The following is a 15153-nucleotide window of genomic DNA, read 5'->3' as shown; positions in this document are numbered from 1 at the left end:
AAATGAGGCCCCGTATTCATCGTGAGGAGCGTGACGCCATGGCAATCGATGTTTATCTGCAGATCGACGGAATCAAGGGCGAGTCCCAGGACTCGGGACACCAGGGCTGGATCGAGTTGACCTCCGCCAGTTGGGGCGTGACGCAGCCCCGGAGCGCGACCGCGTCGACGGCTGGCGGCCACACCGCTGAGCGCTGCGAACACCGGACACTGGTGCTTTCCAAGCTCGCCGACCTGGCTTCGCCGCTTCTGCTGCAGCACTGCTCGATGGGCAAGACGATTCCCAAGGCGAGACTGGAATTCATGCGCGCCGATGGCGATGGCAAGCCGGTCAAGTATTACCAGATCGATCTGGAGAACGTCATGATCGCCAGTATGGAGCAGATGGTCAGCCAAGGCAGCATCCTCCATGATTCGATTGGCCTGCGATTTTCGAAGGTGAAATGGTCTTACACACAGCAGAGAATCGCTGGCGGTACGGGCGGCAACACTGCCGGCGGCTGGGACCTCGTGGCCAACAAAGTCGCCGCATGAAGGAGCGTGCCGTGGACGACGATAACGATCCGTTGCGCCCCCGGCCGACCGAGGATTCGCGCGGTTTTTTCATGCTGCCGCAAGCGCCGGCCGAGTCGGGTTACTATACCTATGGCAAGCTTTACGGCCAGCCGGCCAAGGGGGCATATCAGTATCCACACCCTCTGATGATGTCATGCATTCTGCGTGTGGCTCTGGAGTGGCAGGCCGTCGACGAGCGACGGATCGGTATTGGCGACATCAGCCTTCCGGATGGCAAGAAAACACCGGATCATGGCGGGCACAAGACAGGTCTCGACGTAGACGTGCGCCCGCTGCGTAAAGATGGTCTGGAACAGGCTGTGACGTGGCATGATCCGCAGTACGATCAGGAGGCGACGCGGCGGTTGATCGACCTGTTCCGGGCGCTTTCACCCGTCAAGTTCATCATCTTCAATGATCCGCGGATCCCCTTTGTCGGCAGGGCGGCCAGGCACGATAACCATTTCCACGTAACTCTCCTGGGCTGAACATGCGAACGATGACCTGGCTTTTGTTCGGGGCGACCACAGTTGCCGCATTGGCATATGCCCATGCCGCTGATCCGTCGTCCGATCCTTACGGATTGTGGAAAACCCTCCAGGGGGCGATGTACAAGATCCATTCCGGCAGCGTGGCCGACCGCGCGCCGCCGACTGCCAAGGATCGCATGTTGACGCTCCTGATCGATGGGCAGGGCGCGAAAGATGTATTCGAGTCGATCGGGCCTGATGTCCAGCCCGTTTGCAGTGGCGTCGACAAAGACAGGGATCGGCGAAGGAAGGGAATTTATTGCACGTACAGTGCCGAGGACGCAAGGACGAAGGAGGGGCCTTACCGATGCTGGATTGGCGTCAATCTTCTCACTGGCGGCACGGAAACGACTGTCAGCTGCTAAGTTGGATTTCGATGTACCAATGAAAAAGCCGGAACGGTTCGCCATTCCGGCTTTTTAGATCTTATTTGACGTCTGGCTCAGTGATGCCGGCGATGCCGCGTCACCGTCACGTGCCTGCGGCCGTGGCGGGTGCTGCCGCCGACCGAGGCGCGGATGCGCGGGCCGCCGGCGGAAGCGCGCACGCGCGGCGATTCGGCGCTCGTCGACACGGGGCCGGCGTCGCCCAGCACGTGACGGCGGATGTTCAGGGCATCCAGGAAGCGCACGGACGAGGCGCCCGCATTCAGCAGCACCATGGTCGCGTTCTTGCCGGCGGCCTTGATGCGCATGATCAGGCAGCGGCCCGCTTCCTGGGTGTAGCCGGTCTTCGACAGGCCGATGTCCCAGCCCTTCGCGCCGACGAGGCGGTTCGTGTTGTGGTACTCGACTTCACGGCCCTTGATGTTGATCAAGTCCTTGGGCGACGTCGTGATGCGGGTGATTTCCGGATAGTTCGAGGCGGCCGTGGCCATCTTGACGAGGTCGGCGGCCGTCGAACGGTTGTGCGGGCTCAGGCCGGTCGGCTCCTCGAGGACCGTCTGGGTCATGCCCAGTGCCGCGATCTTGCGATTGACCGCGCCGTGGAAGGCCTCGATGCCGCCCGGGTAGGTGCGCGCCAGGGCGGCGGCGGCGCGGTTGTCCGAGGACATCAGCGCCAGCTGCAGCACGTCGCGGCGCGGAATGGTCGCGCCGACGGGGACGCGCGACGAGCTGTGCTTCAGCATGTCGACGTCTTCCTTCTCGATCTCGATCGGCTCGTTCATGTCCTGGTGGGCATCGAGCACGACCATGGCGGTCATGAGCTTGGTCAGCGAAGCGATCGGCGCGACGGTACCGGCGTTCTTTTCGAACAGCACTTTGCCGGTGTCGTCTTCGACGACGAGCACGGATTGCGATCCGAACGGCACGGCGAGGGCCGCTGCGCTGGAGATCGTCATCACTACGGCAGCGAGAAATTTTTTGATCATGGATGGTGTCTTGTACGGTTAATGGTCGGGCGCCGGACGGCGGCGGAACATCAGCGTCGGGTTGGCAGATAGCGTCTAGCTATACAGCAACAAATAAAGTTGGAAGATAGCACTAAAGATTGACATATGTCCATGTCCCTTAGTGAAATATCGAGTCCAACGGAAAGATTCTACAAGAAAAAAAAGCCCCGCGTTGCCGCAGGGCCTTCTTTTTGAACGGAATTTTCTAATGTGTCTTATTTTGACTGGTAGATTTTGTCGAATTCACCACCATCGTCGAAATGTCGTTTCTGCGCGGCACGCCATCCGCCGAACACCTCATCCACGGTGAACAACTTGATCGGCTTGTAGTTCGCGGCGAACTGCTTCATGACTTTTTCGTTGCGCACGCGCAGATAATGCTTCGCGCCGATGGCCTGGCCCGTTTCCGAGTACAGGAAGTTGAGGTACGCCGTGGCCTCCTTGCGGATGCCCTTGCGGTCGACGACCTTGTCGACGACGGCCACGGGCGACTCGGCCAGCACGGAGATCGACGGGTACACGACTTCGAAGTCGTTGCCGAATTCGGCGCGGACGAGGTTCACCTCGTTCTCGAACGTGACGAGCGCGTCGCCGATCTGGCGTTGCGTGAACGTGGTGGTGGCGGCGCGGCCGCCGGCGTCCAGCACGGGCACGTTCCTGAAGATCTTGCCGACGAGATCGCGCGCCTGCGCTTCGTTGCCGCCCTTCTTGATCACGGAGCCCCATGCCGCCAGGTAGGTATAGCGGCCGTTGCCGGCGGTCTTGGGATTCGGGATGACGACTTTCACGCCCGGCTTGGCCAGGTCGGCCCAGTCGTGGATGCCCTTGGGATTGCCCTTGCGGACCAGGAACACCATGGTCGAGTAGTAGGGCGCGGCATTGTCCGGGAATTTCTTCGCCCAGTCCTTCGCGACGAGGCCGCGGTCGGCCAGCATGTCGATGTCGTTGGCCTGGTTCATCGTGACGACGGACGCTTCCAGGCCGTCGGCGACGGCGCGCGCCTGCTTGCTGGAGCCGCCGTGCGATTGCTTGATCGTGATGTTTGCGCCGGTCGTCTTTTTCCACTCGGCGACGAAGGCGGGATTGATGTCCTTGTACAACTCGCGTGCCACGTCGTACGACACGTTCAGCAGTTCGACGTCGGCGGCCTGGGCGGTGAACGGCAGCACGGCACTGCCGAGTGCCAGCGCCAGCAATGCGCGGCGCAGCGAGGAAACCGATGGGATCGCCATATTGTTTTTCCTTGTAAAGACTCTCTTGGGGTGATGGATGATCCGTTAAAAAATAGCAAAACAAAAGTACATTTTTATCATATGCTTAGACGCCGTATGAAGCATGCATACGTTTGGAGCCAGAGCAAAGCAGGTAAATCGCGTTTGGGTTATAGTCCGGCCTTTGCTGTTCGGGCCGGCTTCCGGTCCGCTGAATCATCGTTCGTTCCAGGTTGATGCTGAAAAACAATGGGTATCGAAATTCGCCACGCAACACCCGATGACGCGCCGGCGGTCTGCGAGCTGCTGCGCCGTTCGATCGAGGAGGGCTGCGTGCTCGACCACGGCGGCCGTCCCGAGATATTGCAGGCATGGCTCGGCAACAAGACGACCCAGAACGTGCTCGGCTGGCTGTCGTCGTCCAGCAATTTCGCCCTTGTGGCGGAGGGCGGCGCGGCCGGTGCGCGTGACGTGGTCGGGTTCGCATTGCTGAACCAGGCCGGCAAGGTGCCCCTGTGCTATGTCCGGCCGGACCTGTTGCGCAACGGCGTCGGGCGGGCGCTGCTGGTCGCGCTGGAAGCGCAGGCGCGCGCCTGGAACATCAGCAAGGTGTACATGCAGAGCCCCGGCTCGGCCAGCGGCTTCTTCGAGCGCCTCGGCTACGTCAACGCGGGCAAGGACAAGGCCTGCTATGGCCTCGAATGTGACTTCCTGTGGAAGCACCTCGACGCCGAAACGGTGCCGGCGCGCAAGCGTTTTTGCAATTGCAGCCAATGAGCTGCGTCATGCTTCGATCGTTGTTTAACATTACATAACGTGAACTCATCTTTTTTCCCGCGTGCGCTTGCGCTATAGTAGGCGGGTTGCAATGATGAGTTCGTTATGGCTTCCCGCAGAGATTTTCTTCACCAAGGCTTGCGCCTGACCGCACTGGGACTCGTCGCCGTCCCGGCCATCGATGCCCATGCGGCCCGCGCCGCGTCCGGCCGCGACCAGCTTGACGCCCCCGGCACGGACCTGGAACCGCCCCCGGACCTGTTCGATGCCCAGCTCCTCGACATCGACTTCTGGGTCAAGCCGCGTACGCTGTCCGTGGTCCGTCCGGCCAGCGGCGAACGCGCCAGCGTCATGTACTGGAAGGATGGCGAGGTGATCGACTCGGCCTACCAGGAATTGTGCCATCTGTTGCGCGACGTCAACGGCAAGGCGTCGATTCCCATCGACCCGAAGCTGATCGAGACGCTGTGGGCCTCGCAGGCGTTCGTCGCGCGTTACGGCCTCGACCGGCCGCTGGAGATCCTGTCCGGCTACCGCACGCCCGCGTCCAACAACCGCTTGATCGAGCAGGGCGTGCCGGCCGCGCGCCAGTCGCTGCACATGTCCGGCAAGGCGGCCGACGTCCGCATCGCCGGCCTCACCGAGGAAGTGCTGGGCGGACTCGTGAAGAGCTTCCGCAAGGGCGGCGTCGGTTTCTATTACCGCGGCGGTCCGAAAGGCGGCTGGATTCATACGGACACCGGCCTCAACCGTACCTGGAAGGGCTGAGCACGCTCTGGCGCCGCCGGATTCCCGGGCGGATAGGCGGCGCGCGCATTCCCGCGTTTTTGCTATCGTGAGCACACCAACCTTTTCACGAAGGAGGACATGATGGCAACCATGAATGCACCCACGATGGAACGCCGGCACCTGCCCGAACGGCGCGCCGCCGTGCGCGAGGGCGCGACGGCGCTGTCCGGGCTCGATTACACCGCGATGGTGCTCCTGATTATCGGCGGCCTGAACTGGGCGATGGTCGGCCTGCTCGACGTCGACGTCGTCGCCACGCTGTTCGGTCCGGGCAGCCCGGCCAGCCGCGTCGTGTACGTCATCGTCGGCCTCGCGGCCCTGTATTCGATCTATACCGCGGTCAAGATGGGTCGCCACAGGCATTGAGCGCATGCGCGTCGGCCTCATTTCCGACACGCACGGCCTGCTGCGCCCCGAGGCGCTCGATTTCATCGACGGGGCCGACCACATCATCCATGGCGGCGACATCGGCAGTCCCGCGATCCTCGAGCGCCTGGCAGCCATCGCGCCGCTGACGGTAGTGCGCGGCAACAACGACACGGCGCCGTGGGCGCATGCGATCCCGGAGACGGCCCGCGTCGACTTCGGGCCGGTGGCGCTGTATGCGATCCACGACCTCAAGCTGCTCGCCATCGACCCGCGCGCGGCCGGCGTGCGGGTCGTCGTGTCCGGCCACTCGCACCGGCCCGCATGCGTCGAACGGGACGGCGTGCTGTACGTGAATCCGGGCAGCGCCGGGCGCCGCCGCTTCACGCTGCCGATCGCGGCCGCCGAGCTCTTCATCGACGGCGACGCCGTCCGTGCGCGGCTCGTGACGCTCGTCCCGTAAGCGCGTTCTGGCCGCGGCGCCGGAAATGCCGTAGCATACGCGCCGTCCTCAAGCTTGATCGATCCCATCCATGACGTCTGACCAGAACACCAACGACCGCGCGGCCGACAGCGCCGAACGTCCCCGTTTCCGCCCCGTCCCGTGGACGCCGCTGGAGACGCCGCAAGACGTCGAGCTGTGGATCGACGAGCACAACCGCACCATGCAGGAGCTCGTCAGGCCGCAGGAAACGGGCGTCGGCGTGCGTTTCCGCCTCGCGCCCGGCGGCGACGTCTACATGCAGACGACGGCGGATGCCGTGATCCTCGACGTCGAGCCGGACGCCGGCTGGATCGCGCCCCTCATCATGGCCGCGACGGGCGCCGAACAGCCCGCCGGGACCATCTGGGTGCTGCCGGACGACAAGCTCGTGCAGTTGCTGCTGGGCCTGTCCACGCTCGTCGAGCACTCGCTGATCGTCACGGGCCACAATTTCGGCAAACACGCTCGTAGAAACTTTTAGCATATATTTACGACAATATTTCCTTTGCGCATAGTCATGATTCGGTGTTAAATCAGCACTGTCCCGAACGAAGAGCTGAGCCGATGCACACTGGATTCCCGAATACCACGCGGCGCGCGCTGCTGTCCGCCGCGGCGCTGACCCTGGGTCTCGCGGCCGTGTCCGCGTCGGCCCGCGCGGCCGACCTGCTCGACACCGTCAAGGCGCGCGGCCAGCTCCGCATCGCACTGGAAGGCACGTATCCGCCATTCAATTTCAAGGATGGGAAGACGGGCCAGTTGGCCGGCTACGACGTCGACGTCGCGAAACTCGTCTGCGCCCGGCTGGGCGTGAAGCCGGAATTCGTCACGACCGAATGGGCGGCGATCCTCGCGGGCCTCGGCGCCCGCAAGTACGACGTCATCGTCAGCCAGGTGGGCATCACGCCGCGGCGCCTGCAGGCGTTCGATTTCTCCCAGCCTTACACCTATTCCACGCCGCAGCTGATCGTGCGGCGCAACGAAGGCGCCACGTACAAGAGCCTGGCTGACCTCAAGGGACGGACGGTCGGCGTGGGGCAGGGCAGCGTGTTCGAGCAGCAGGTCCGCGCCGTGCCGGGCATCGAGGTCAAGAGTTATCCGGCCGCGCCGGAAAACCTGCAGGACCTCGCGTTCGGCCGCATCGACGCCGCCCTCAACGACAGCCTGATGGTGGCATACCTGCTGAAGAACTCGCAGCTGCCGATCCGCGCCGGCGCGCGCGTGGGCCAGGTCGAGCGCATGGGCATCGCCTTCCGCAAGGGTAATCCGAAATTCCACGCGGCCATCGACAAGGCCCTGGACGAGGCACGTGCCGACGGCAGCCTGAAGCAGGTGTCGGTCAAGTGGTTCGGCACCGACGCGACCCACGCGCCATGACGGCGTCATGGCCGCGCTGACCGAACTCGTCGAGCTGCTGCGCGAAGCGGCGCCCGTGATGGCGAAGGGCGCCGGCACCACGCTCGCATTCGCGCTGGCATCGATGGTGGGCGGACTCGTGCTGGGCTTTCCCACGGCCGTGCTGCGCGTCGCGCCCTGGGCGCCCCTGCGCTGGCCGGCCGCGCTGTACGTGAGCGCGTTCCGCGGCACGCCACTGCTGGTGCAATTGTTCGTCATCTATTACGGCCTGCCAGGCATCGGCATCGAATTCACGCCCGTCACGGCCGGCATCCTGGCGCTGTCGCTGAATGCGGGCGCGTACCTGTCCGAGAGCTTGCGTGGGGCCATTCTCGGCGTCGGACAGGGGCAGTGGAATGCCGGCTTCAGCCTCGGGCTGACCTATCCGCAGACGCTGGCCCTCGTGATCCTGCCGCAGGCGCTGCGCATGGCCGTGCCGGCGATGAGCAATACGCTGATCAGCCTGATCAAGGACACGGCGCTCGTGTCCGTCATTACCGTCAGCGAACTGATGCTCGTGACCAAGGAACTGATCTCGGTGACGTTCAAGCCGTTGCCGCTGTACGTGGCGGCGGCCGCCGTGTACTGGCTGCTGAGCCTGTTCTTCGAGGCCGTGCAGCGCCGCGCCGAGCGCCATTTCAACCGCGCGCATCGCTGAAAAGACGGTGTAGGCGTTGGTGATGAGACGGTACGCGCGGGGCAGAGGACGCGCGGGTTCCGGACGTCCTGCCGGCCGTTCGCGAAGTCTTACCTCATGCGTTCAAACGGCCAGGCCTTTTTGCAGCAACGCCGTCACCAACTCGCCCAACTCGACGCCGCGCTCCTTGCTCAGCGCCTGCAACTGCTTCACCAGGTCGCCGTTGAGCTTCACGGCAAACGGCACCAGTCCCAGCGCGCGGTCACGCTCACGCTGCTGGCGCCGGTCAGGCGCCGCGGCGGCGGCCGTTGCGCCGAAGGCGGCGCCCTTCGCACCCATCTGGTTCATCAATTTCTTTGCATCGCTCTTGGCCAGGTCGGTCTTTTTCATTATCTGCTCTTGTGTTATTTAACTGGACTAAAAAGGAACATCGGGACCGCATATCGAATAACGGGCCGGCGCCAGGTCAGCTTTCAGGGTCGTAGTAGAACTCGCGGAGTTCTTGTGCACAGCGGCAGGCCGCAGCGATCCTGGCCGCCCATTCAACGGCAACCGCCCGGGACGGAAGCTCGAGCACACAAAAGCCCCCATCGAACTCCCTGGTCTGGCGGTAGGTCTCGCTCGTGCAGCGGCCGTCCGCCGCAACCATGACCGGTTCGACTTCGTCGTTGATGCCGCCGCCAAACACATAGACCCCGGCGGCCTTAGCCTCGCGGATCACTGCACGCGCCGCATCGCCGACGGCCGGCATGTCCTCGGTAGGCACATCCATCGCACTCGCGGGGAAGGAGATAAGAAATTTCGTCATGATGCGATGCTCGAGATGGGGGCCCCGCAACCTTTGCCGGCCGGGCCAGGGCGTTCAGTGTACGGTAGTTCTCGCCCCAAAGCGGCGATCGGATGCCGACGTCAATCGCATCTCGATCCGCGAGCGGATCGGGACCGGCGGCTATCCTGTGAAAACGGCGGATTGCTCCGCCGTCTTGATCATCACATGTTCGGGTAGTTCGGCCCGCCGCCGCCCTCCGGCGTGACCCAAACGATGTTCTGCGTCGGGTCCTTGATGTCGCACGTCTTGCAGTGCACGCAGTTCTGCGCGTTGATCTGCAGGCGGTCACGGCCCTCGTCCGTCTTCACGAACTCGTACACGCCGGCCGGGCAGTAGCGCTGTTCCGGACCCGCGAACTTGGCCAGGTTGACCTCGACGGGGATATTCGGATTCTTCAGCGTCAGGTGCACGGGCTGGTCTTCCGCGTGGTTCGTGTTCGAGATGAACACGGACGACAGGCGGTCGAACGTCAGCTTGCCGTCCGGTTTCGGATAGGCGATGGGCTTGAAGTCCGATGCCGGACGCAGGCATTCGTGGTCCGCGTGCTTGTGGTGCAGGGTCCACGGGGCCTTGCCCTTGAACACGATCTGGTCGATGCCGACCATGATGGTGCCAGTGATCAGGCCCTTGCTCATCCATGGCTTGAAATTGCGCGCGACGTGCAGTTCCTCGTGCAGCCACGACTGTTCGAACGCGGCCGGGTAGCTCGCCAGTTCGTCGTGCTGGCGGCCTGCGCCGAGCGCGGCATAGGCGGCGTCGGCGGCCAGCATGCCCGTCTTGATGGCCGCGTGGCTGCCCTTGATGCGGCTCGTGTTGAGGAAGCCCGCGTCGCAGCCGATCAGCGCGCCGCCCGGGAACACCGTCTTCGGCAGCGACTGCAGGCCGCCGGCAGTGATCGCGCGCGCGCCGTACGAGATGCGCTTGCCGCCTTCGAAGAAGTGGCGGATGGCCGGGTGCGTTTTATAACGCTGGAATTCCTCGTACGGCGAGAGGTACGGGTTCTGGTACGACAGGCCGACGACGAAGCCGACCGCGACCTGGTTGTTTTCCAGGTGGTACAGGAACGAACCGCCGTACGTGTCGTTGTCCAGCGGCCAGCCGGCCGTGTGGATCACGAGGCCGGGCTGGTGCTTGGCCGGATCGATTTCCCACAGTTCCTTGATGCCGATGCCGTACGTCTGCGGGTCCTTGCCCTTGTTCAGGTCGTACTTTGCCATCAGCTGCTTGCCGAGGTGGCCGCGCGAGCCTTCCGCGAACAGCGTGTATTTCGCATGCAGTTCCATGCCTAGCTGGAATGCGTCGGTCGGCTGGCCGTGGCGGTTGACGCCCATGTTGCCGGTCGCGACGCCCTTCACGGAGCCGTCGTCGTTGTACAGGATCTCGGCGGCGGGGAAGCCCGGGAAGATCTCGACGCCCAGCGCTTCCGCCTGCTGGCCCAGCCAGCGCACGACGTTGGCCAGCGAGATCACATAGTTGCCGTGGTTCGTCAGCGCTTTCGGCACCATGAACGACGGCGTCGCGTACGACCTGGTCTCGGTGAGGAACAGCACGCGGTCTTCCGTGACGGCCGTGTTCAGCGGTGCGCCCAGCTCCTTCCAGTTCGGGAACAGCTCGTCCAGCGCGCGCGGATCCATCACGGCGCCCGACAGGATGTGCGCGCCCAGTTCTCCGCCTTTTTCCAGCACGCAGACCGACACGTCCTGGCCCTTTTCGGCAGCCAGCTGCTTCAGGCGGATCGCTGCGGACAACCCGGCCGGGCCGCCGCCGACGATGACCACGTCGTATTCCATTGCTTCGCGGGGGCCGTATTCTTCGAGGAGGGAGTTGGGCTGAGTCATGTCTTATAGTAGTTAAAAAAATTTAAGCACGAGTGTGCACTTTTTTGCGCTCGTTGGCAACGTCGAGCGCCATTGTAGGGCAACTATTAGACGCGGCAATCTAATCGGTGTGAAATAGGTGAAGTGTGTAATCATTATGACTTCGCAACAGAATTTAGTTCGGGGACAGGGGGCGTAACGTGGGGATTGAAGTCAATTTCGAAGGAAAAATCGCGATGGTCACGGGCGCATCCAGCGGACTGGGCGCGCGGTTCGCCAAGGCCCTCGCCGGTGCCGGTGCCCAGGTCGTGCTGGCGTCGCGCCGCATCGAACGCCTGAAGGAGTTGCGCGCGGAGATCGAGGCGGACGGCGGCGCGGCCCACGTCGTGGCGCTGGACGTGACGGACCTGGCCAGCATCAAGGCCGCGATCGCCCACGCCGAGACGGAAGCGGGGCCGATCGACATCCTCGTCAACAACTCCGGCGTGTCGACGACGCAGCGCCTGCTCGACGTCAGCGAGGAAGACTACGGCTACGTGATGGACACGAATCTGCGCGGCGCCTTCTTCATGGCCCAGCAGACGGCCAAGCGCATGATCCAGCGCGCCAAGGGCGACCCGAAGAAGCAGCACCGCATCGTCAACATCGCGTCCGTCGCCGGGCTGCGCGTGCTGCCGCAGATCGGCGTGTACTGCATGAGCAAGGCCGGCGTCGTGCAGATGACGAAGGCGATGGCCGTCGAATGGGGCCGCTACGGCATCAACGTGAACGCCATCTGCCCGGGCTATATCGCCACCGAGATGAACGAGGATTATTTCGACACGGAGCAGGGGAAAAAGCTGATCGAGATGCTGCCGCGCCGCCGCACCGGCAAGCCGGAAGACCTCGACGGCCTGCTGCTGCTGCTCGCGGCCGAGGAAGCCCATTTCATCAACGGCGCCATCATCACGGCCGACGATGGCATGACGGCGCAATAACGTTGCGATGACAGCGCGATGACAGCGCGTGCGCGGCCGCGGCTGCTGCTGGTCCACGGCCTGCTGGGCTCGTTGAGCTATTTCGAGCCGCAGCGCTACCTGCCCGGCGTCGACGTCGTCGCGCCCGACCTGGCCGGCTACGGCCGGCGCCGCAGCGACGACACCGGTCTCGCATTACCCGATCAGGCGGCAACGCTCGCGCGCTTCCTGCGCGACGATGCCGGCGGCCCCGCCTGGGTGCTGGGCCACAGCGTGGGCGGCGCCATTGCGATGCTGCTGGCGGACATGGTGCCCGATCGCGTGCTCGGCCTGATCAGCGTGGAGGGCAACTTCACGCTGAAGGATGCGTTCTGGACGGGCCGCATCGCCGCGCTGGCGGACGCCGATTGGGCGGCCGAATATGGCGCGATGGAAGGGGCGCCGGCCGCCTGGCTGGAAAAAAGCGGCATCGAGGCGAGCGACGAGCGCGTCGCGTGGGCGCGCGAGATCCTCGCCAATCAACCGTACACGACGGTGCAGAAGATGGCGCAGTCCGTGCTCGACACGACGGGCGCGCCGGATTACCTGGGCTGCGTCGGCCGCGTGCTGGCGCGCGCCACGCCTTTGTACCTCGTCGGCGGCGAACAGTCGGCCGCCGGCTGGGACGTGCCCGACTGGGTGCTGTCGCAGGCACGCCGCGTGTGCGTCCAGCCCAGGGCGGGGCACATGATGATGCTGGAAGATCCGGCGACATTCTGCCGCATCGTCGAGGCCATCCTCTACGACGGGGACTGCCGTTCCGGCGCCTGACACCGTATCATTGCGCCTTTTGGCAACGACACAGACGCAATAATGAGCGACAAGAAGCAGGTTCACGCCATGCGCCAGGCCATCCGCTGGGGTGACATGGATGCATTCGGACACGTGAACAACACGGTGTATTTCCGGTACATGGAGAGCGGGCGCATCGCCTTCCTCGAACAGGCGGCGGGCGGCCTCGACGTCCAGCACGAAGGCCCGGTGCTCGTCACCGCCTACTGCACCTTCATCAAGCAGCTGAAGTACCCGGGCGAGATCGAGATCCGGACGTTCGCCGGTCCGCCCGGCCGGTCCAGCTTCGAGGTGACGCACGAGATCCGCATGGTCGACGGGCACGGCAATGCCGACGTGGTGGCGGCGGAGGGCGGCGGCAAGGTCGTGTGGATCGATTTCGCGGCCGAGAAATCGGTGCCGCTGCCGGCGCAGTTGCGCGCGATGCTGCCCGCGGACTAGCAGAGCCCGGCGGGCACCCGCGCCCACCGTTCATTCTCGTGACATGCCCACCAGCTTGTGCACGAGTTCCGACGACGTCGACGCCGAGAACTTGCGCATCAGCTTGGCGCGGTGCATCTCCACCGTGCGCGGCGACAGGTCGGTCTCGCGCGCGATCACCTTGCTCGTCTTGCCTTCGACGAGCAGGGCCGCGATCTCGCGCTCGCGCGGGGTCAGCTCGGCCGTCACGGGGCGCTTTTCGCTGACGTCCTCGAACGTCCACACGCCGGCACCCAGCGGCTCGGCCGGGTCGAGCGCGCGGCCCGTCACGTGGCACCAGAACAATTCCCCATTGCCCCGCCGCATGATGCGCTCGTCCGAGTAGCGGCCCTTCGCGTTCATGATCGGAATGATGCGGTCGCCCGTGCGCAGGAACTCGTCCATGGTCGGGTAGAGTACCGAGAACGACTGGCCGTCCAGATGCGTGCGTGGATAGCCGAACATCGCCGCGAGGGCGTGGTTGCAGGACTGGATCACGCGGTTCACCGAGATGCACATGCCGACCGGCGCGTGCTGGAAAATCATCTCGTAATCGATGGCGTATGATGCGTTCATTTGATGGTAGTCGAGTGTCCCCGCAGGAAACGCTTGCCGGTATTTCTACGGTATTGTGCTTTGGAGGGGCGTATTCTATTCTCGAATTCTACTCTGCTGTAGAGCAGCATAACCACGCTTGAAGCTCAATAACCAAAGGGACGGGTATGAACAAAGTGTATCCTGATGCGCGCGCCGCGCTGGAAGGGGTCGTCGCAAGCGGCCAGACCATTGCCGTGGGCGGTTTCGGCCTGTGCGGCATTCCGGAGGCGCTGATCCTCGCGCTGCGCGATTCCGGCGTCAAGAACCTGACGGCGATCTCGAACAACGCCGGCGTCGACGACTTCGGTCTCGGCCAACTGCTCACGACGCGCCAGATCAAGAAGATGATCGCTTCGTACGTGGGTGAGAACAAGGAATTCGCGCGCCAGTTCCTGGCCGGCGAACTGGAACTGGAATTCACGCCGCAGGGCACGCTGGCCGAGAAGCTGCGCGCCGGCGGCGCCGGCATCCCGGCCTTCTTCACCAAGACGGGCTACGGCACCATCGTCGCGGAAGGCAAGGAGACCCGCGAATTCGACGGCGAGATGTACGTGATGGAGCGTTCGCTCGTGCCCGACGTGTCGCTCGTCAAGGCCTGGAAGGCCGACCGCGCCGGCAATCTCGTGTTCCGCAAGACGGCACGCAACTTCAACCCGAACGTGGCGACCGCGGGCAAGGTCTGCATCGCGGAAGTCGAGCAGCTGGTCGAGATCGGCGAGATCGATCCGGACCAGGTGCATACCCCGAGCATCTTCGTGCACCGCATCGTTCACAACCCGACGCCGGAAAAGCGCATCGAACAGCGCACCGTGCGTCAAGCATAAGACCAGGGAGACAGACATGGCATGGACTCGTGATGAAATGGCCGCGCGCGCGGCCAAGGAACTGCAGGACGGTTTCTACGTGAACCTGGGCATCGGCCTGCCCACGCTGGTGGCGAACTACGTCCCCAAGGACATCGAAGTGTTCCTGCAGTCGGAAAACGGCTTGCTGGGCATCGGTCCGTTCCCGACCGACGCTGAAGTGGACGCCGACCTGATCAACGCCGGCAAGCAGACCGTGACCGCGCTGCCGGGCGCCGCCTACTTCAGCTCGGCCGATTCCTTCGGCATGATCCGCGGCGGCAAGATCAACCTGGCGATCCTCGGCGCGATGCAGGTATCGGCCAAGGGCGACCTGGCCAACTGGATGATCCCGGGCAAGATGGTCAAGGGCATGGGCGGCGCGATGGACCTCGTGGCCGGCGTCAAGCGCGTCGTCGTCGTGATGGAACACGTGGCCACAAGCAAGGACGGCTCGGTCAGCCACAAGATCCTCAAGAAATGCGACCTGCCGCTGACGGGCGTCGGTGTCGTCGACCGCATCATCACCGACCTCGGCGTCATCGACGTCACGGATACCGGTCTCAAGCTGGTCGAACTGGCGCCGGGCGCCAGCAAGGATGACGTCGTGGCCGCCACGTCGGCGGAACTGGACGTTTCGGCCGTCTGAGGCCGCTGCGGGCGGCGCCGCAATGCCGCCGCCCGTT

21 protein-coding genes are annotated in these 15153 nt (G+C 64.1%); 15 read left to right on the top strand and 6 right to left on the bottom strand.

Going from position 1 to position 15153, the window contains the following annotated elements; translation table 11 throughout:
* Positions 1-38 precede the first annotated feature (38 nt).
* The 3 genes from ASC93_RS01310 to ASC93_RS01300 are packed head-to-tail and all read left to right on the top strand — an operon-like array spanning position 39 to position 1449.
* Positions 39-533 carry a type VI secretion system tube protein Hcp gene (locus tag ASC93_RS01310; protein ID WP_056435787.1) on the top strand — a complete coding sequence of 165 codons (495 nt, stop codon included), beginning with the start codon at positions 39-41 and terminating at the stop codon, positions 531-533.
* Between the two features lie 11 nt (positions 534-544).
* Entirely contained in the window at positions 545-1042 is a 498-nt protein-coding gene (locus tag ASC93_RS01305; protein ID WP_162251781.1) for a penicillin-insensitive murein endopeptidase, read from the top strand.
* Positions 1043-1053: 11 nt separating this feature from the next.
* Positions 1054-1449 (top strand): hypothetical protein, encoded by a 396-nt coding sequence (locus ASC93_RS01300; protein WP_082547726.1) that lies wholly within the window; start codon positions 1054-1056, stop codon positions 1447-1449.
* Between the two features lie 77 nt (positions 1450-1526).
* Here ASC93_RS01300 and ASC93_RS01295 read toward each other — a convergent pair whose 3' ends face one another.
* Both ASC93_RS01295 and ASC93_RS01290 read right to left on the bottom strand, forming a co-directional pair.
* A complete protein-coding gene (locus ASC93_RS01295; protein ID WP_056435778.1) occupies positions 1527-2456 on the bottom strand; it encodes a serine hydrolase in 930 nt (309 codons plus the stop codon).
* Between the two features lie 236 nt (positions 2457-2692).
* Positions 2693-3709: a sulfate ABC transporter substrate-binding protein gene (locus ASC93_RS01290; RefSeq protein WP_056435775.1), complete on the bottom strand. Its 1017-nt coding sequence runs from the start codon at positions 3707-3709 to the stop codon at positions 2693-2695.
* Between the two features lie 228 nt (positions 3710-3937).
* Here ASC93_RS01290 and ASC93_RS01285 point away from each other — a divergent pair, with 228 nt between their 5' ends.
* From ASC93_RS01285 to ASC93_RS01255, 7 genes are all read left to right on the top strand, one after another.
* Positions 3938-4465: a GNAT family N-acetyltransferase gene (locus tag ASC93_RS01285; protein WP_056435772.1), complete on the top strand. Its 528-nt coding sequence runs from the start codon at positions 3938-3940 to the stop codon at positions 4463-4465.
* A 105-nt stretch (positions 4466-4570) separates the two neighbouring features.
* Entirely contained in the window at positions 4571-5233 is a 663-nt protein-coding gene (locus tag ASC93_RS01280; protein WP_056435769.1) for a DUF882 domain-containing protein, read from the top strand.
* A gap of 102 nt (positions 5234-5335) precedes the next feature.
* On the top strand, positions 5336-5620 hold the full coding sequence (locus ASC93_RS29355; protein ID WP_082547686.1) for a DUF378 domain-containing protein: 285 nt from the start codon (positions 5336-5338) through the stop codon (positions 5618-5620).
* Between the two features lie 4 nt (positions 5621-5624).
* A complete protein-coding gene (locus ASC93_RS01270) occupies positions 5625-6083 on the top strand; it encodes a metallophosphoesterase family protein (RefSeq protein ID WP_056435766.1) in 459 nt (152 codons plus the stop codon).
* A gap of 70 nt (positions 6084-6153) precedes the next feature.
* Positions 6154-6585: a hypothetical protein gene (locus ASC93_RS01265; protein WP_056435763.1), complete on the top strand. Its 432-nt coding sequence runs from the start codon at positions 6154-6156 to the stop codon at positions 6583-6585.
* Between the two features lie 83 nt (positions 6586-6668).
* Positions 6669-7481, top strand: a complete 813-nt coding sequence (locus tag ASC93_RS01260; RefSeq protein WP_056435760.1) for a transporter substrate-binding domain-containing protein — start codon at positions 6669-6671, stop codon at positions 7479-7481.
* A 7-nt stretch (positions 7482-7488) separates the two neighbouring features.
* Positions 7489-8157, top strand: coding sequence for an amino acid ABC transporter permease (locus tag ASC93_RS01255; protein WP_056435756.1), 669 nt, complete (start codon positions 7489-7491; stop codon positions 8155-8157).
* Between the two features lie 102 nt (positions 8158-8259).
* On the opposite strand, the gene ASC93_RS01250 is transcribed toward ASC93_RS01255, so the two are convergent.
* The 3 genes from ASC93_RS01250 to ASC93_RS01240 form a co-directional block, all read right to left on the bottom strand.
* Positions 8260-8526: a hypothetical protein gene (locus tag ASC93_RS01250; protein WP_056435753.1), complete on the bottom strand. Its 267-nt coding sequence runs from the start codon at positions 8524-8526 to the stop codon at positions 8260-8262.
* Between the two features lie 76 nt (positions 8527-8602).
* Positions 8603-8944 (bottom strand): YciI family protein, encoded by a 342-nt coding sequence (locus ASC93_RS01245; protein ID WP_056435750.1) that lies wholly within the window; start codon positions 8942-8944, stop codon positions 8603-8605.
* 182 nt (positions 8945-9126) lie between these two features.
* A complete protein-coding gene (locus tag ASC93_RS01240; protein ID WP_200958247.1) occupies positions 9127-10803 on the bottom strand; it encodes an electron transfer flavoprotein-ubiquinone oxidoreductase in 1677 nt (558 codons plus the stop codon).
* A 179-nt stretch (positions 10804-10982) separates the two neighbouring features.
* On the opposite strand from ASC93_RS01240, the gene ASC93_RS01235 reads away from it, so the two are divergent.
* The 3 genes from ASC93_RS01235 to ASC93_RS01225 are packed head-to-tail and all read left to right on the top strand — an operon-like array spanning position 10983 to position 13010.
* Entirely contained in the window at positions 10983-11759 is a 777-nt protein-coding gene (locus tag ASC93_RS01235) for an SDR family oxidoreductase (protein ID WP_056135408.1), read from the top strand.
* Between the two features lie 18 nt (positions 11760-11777).
* Positions 11778-12548, top strand: a complete 771-nt coding sequence (locus ASC93_RS01230; RefSeq protein WP_056435746.1) for an alpha/beta fold hydrolase — start codon at positions 11778-11780, stop codon at positions 12546-12548.
* 42 nt (positions 12549-12590) lie between these two features.
* Positions 12591-13010, top strand: coding sequence for a thioesterase family protein (locus tag ASC93_RS01225; protein WP_056435743.1), 420 nt, complete (start codon positions 12591-12593; stop codon positions 13008-13010).
* A 30-nt stretch (positions 13011-13040) separates the two neighbouring features.
* Here the strand turns inward: ASC93_RS01225 and ASC93_RS01220 are convergent, their stop codons facing one another.
* Complete coding sequence (locus ASC93_RS01220; RefSeq protein WP_056435740.1) at positions 13041-13604, bottom strand: PAS and helix-turn-helix domain-containing protein; 564 nt, start codon at positions 13602-13604, stop codon at positions 13041-13043.
* Between the two features lie 146 nt (positions 13605-13750).
* Here ASC93_RS01220 and ASC93_RS01215 point away from each other — a divergent pair, with 146 nt between their 5' ends.
* Positions 13751-14449, top strand: coding sequence for a CoA transferase subunit A (locus tag ASC93_RS01215; RefSeq protein WP_056435737.1), 699 nt, complete (start codon positions 13751-13753; stop codon positions 14447-14449).
* 16 nt (positions 14450-14465) lie between these two features.
* Positions 14466-15116, top strand: a complete 651-nt coding sequence (locus ASC93_RS01210) for a 3-oxoacid CoA-transferase subunit B (protein ID WP_056435734.1) — start codon at positions 14466-14468, stop codon at positions 15114-15116.
* Positions 15117-15153 lie beyond the last annotated feature (37 nt).

The organism is Massilia sp. Root335, assembly GCF_001425685.1.
In the GTDB taxonomy this organism is placed as follows: domain Bacteria; phylum Pseudomonadota; class Gammaproteobacteria; order Burkholderiales; family Burkholderiaceae_D; genus Telluria; species Telluria luteola.
This window is presented reverse-complemented; position numbering and strand designations above follow the sequence as displayed.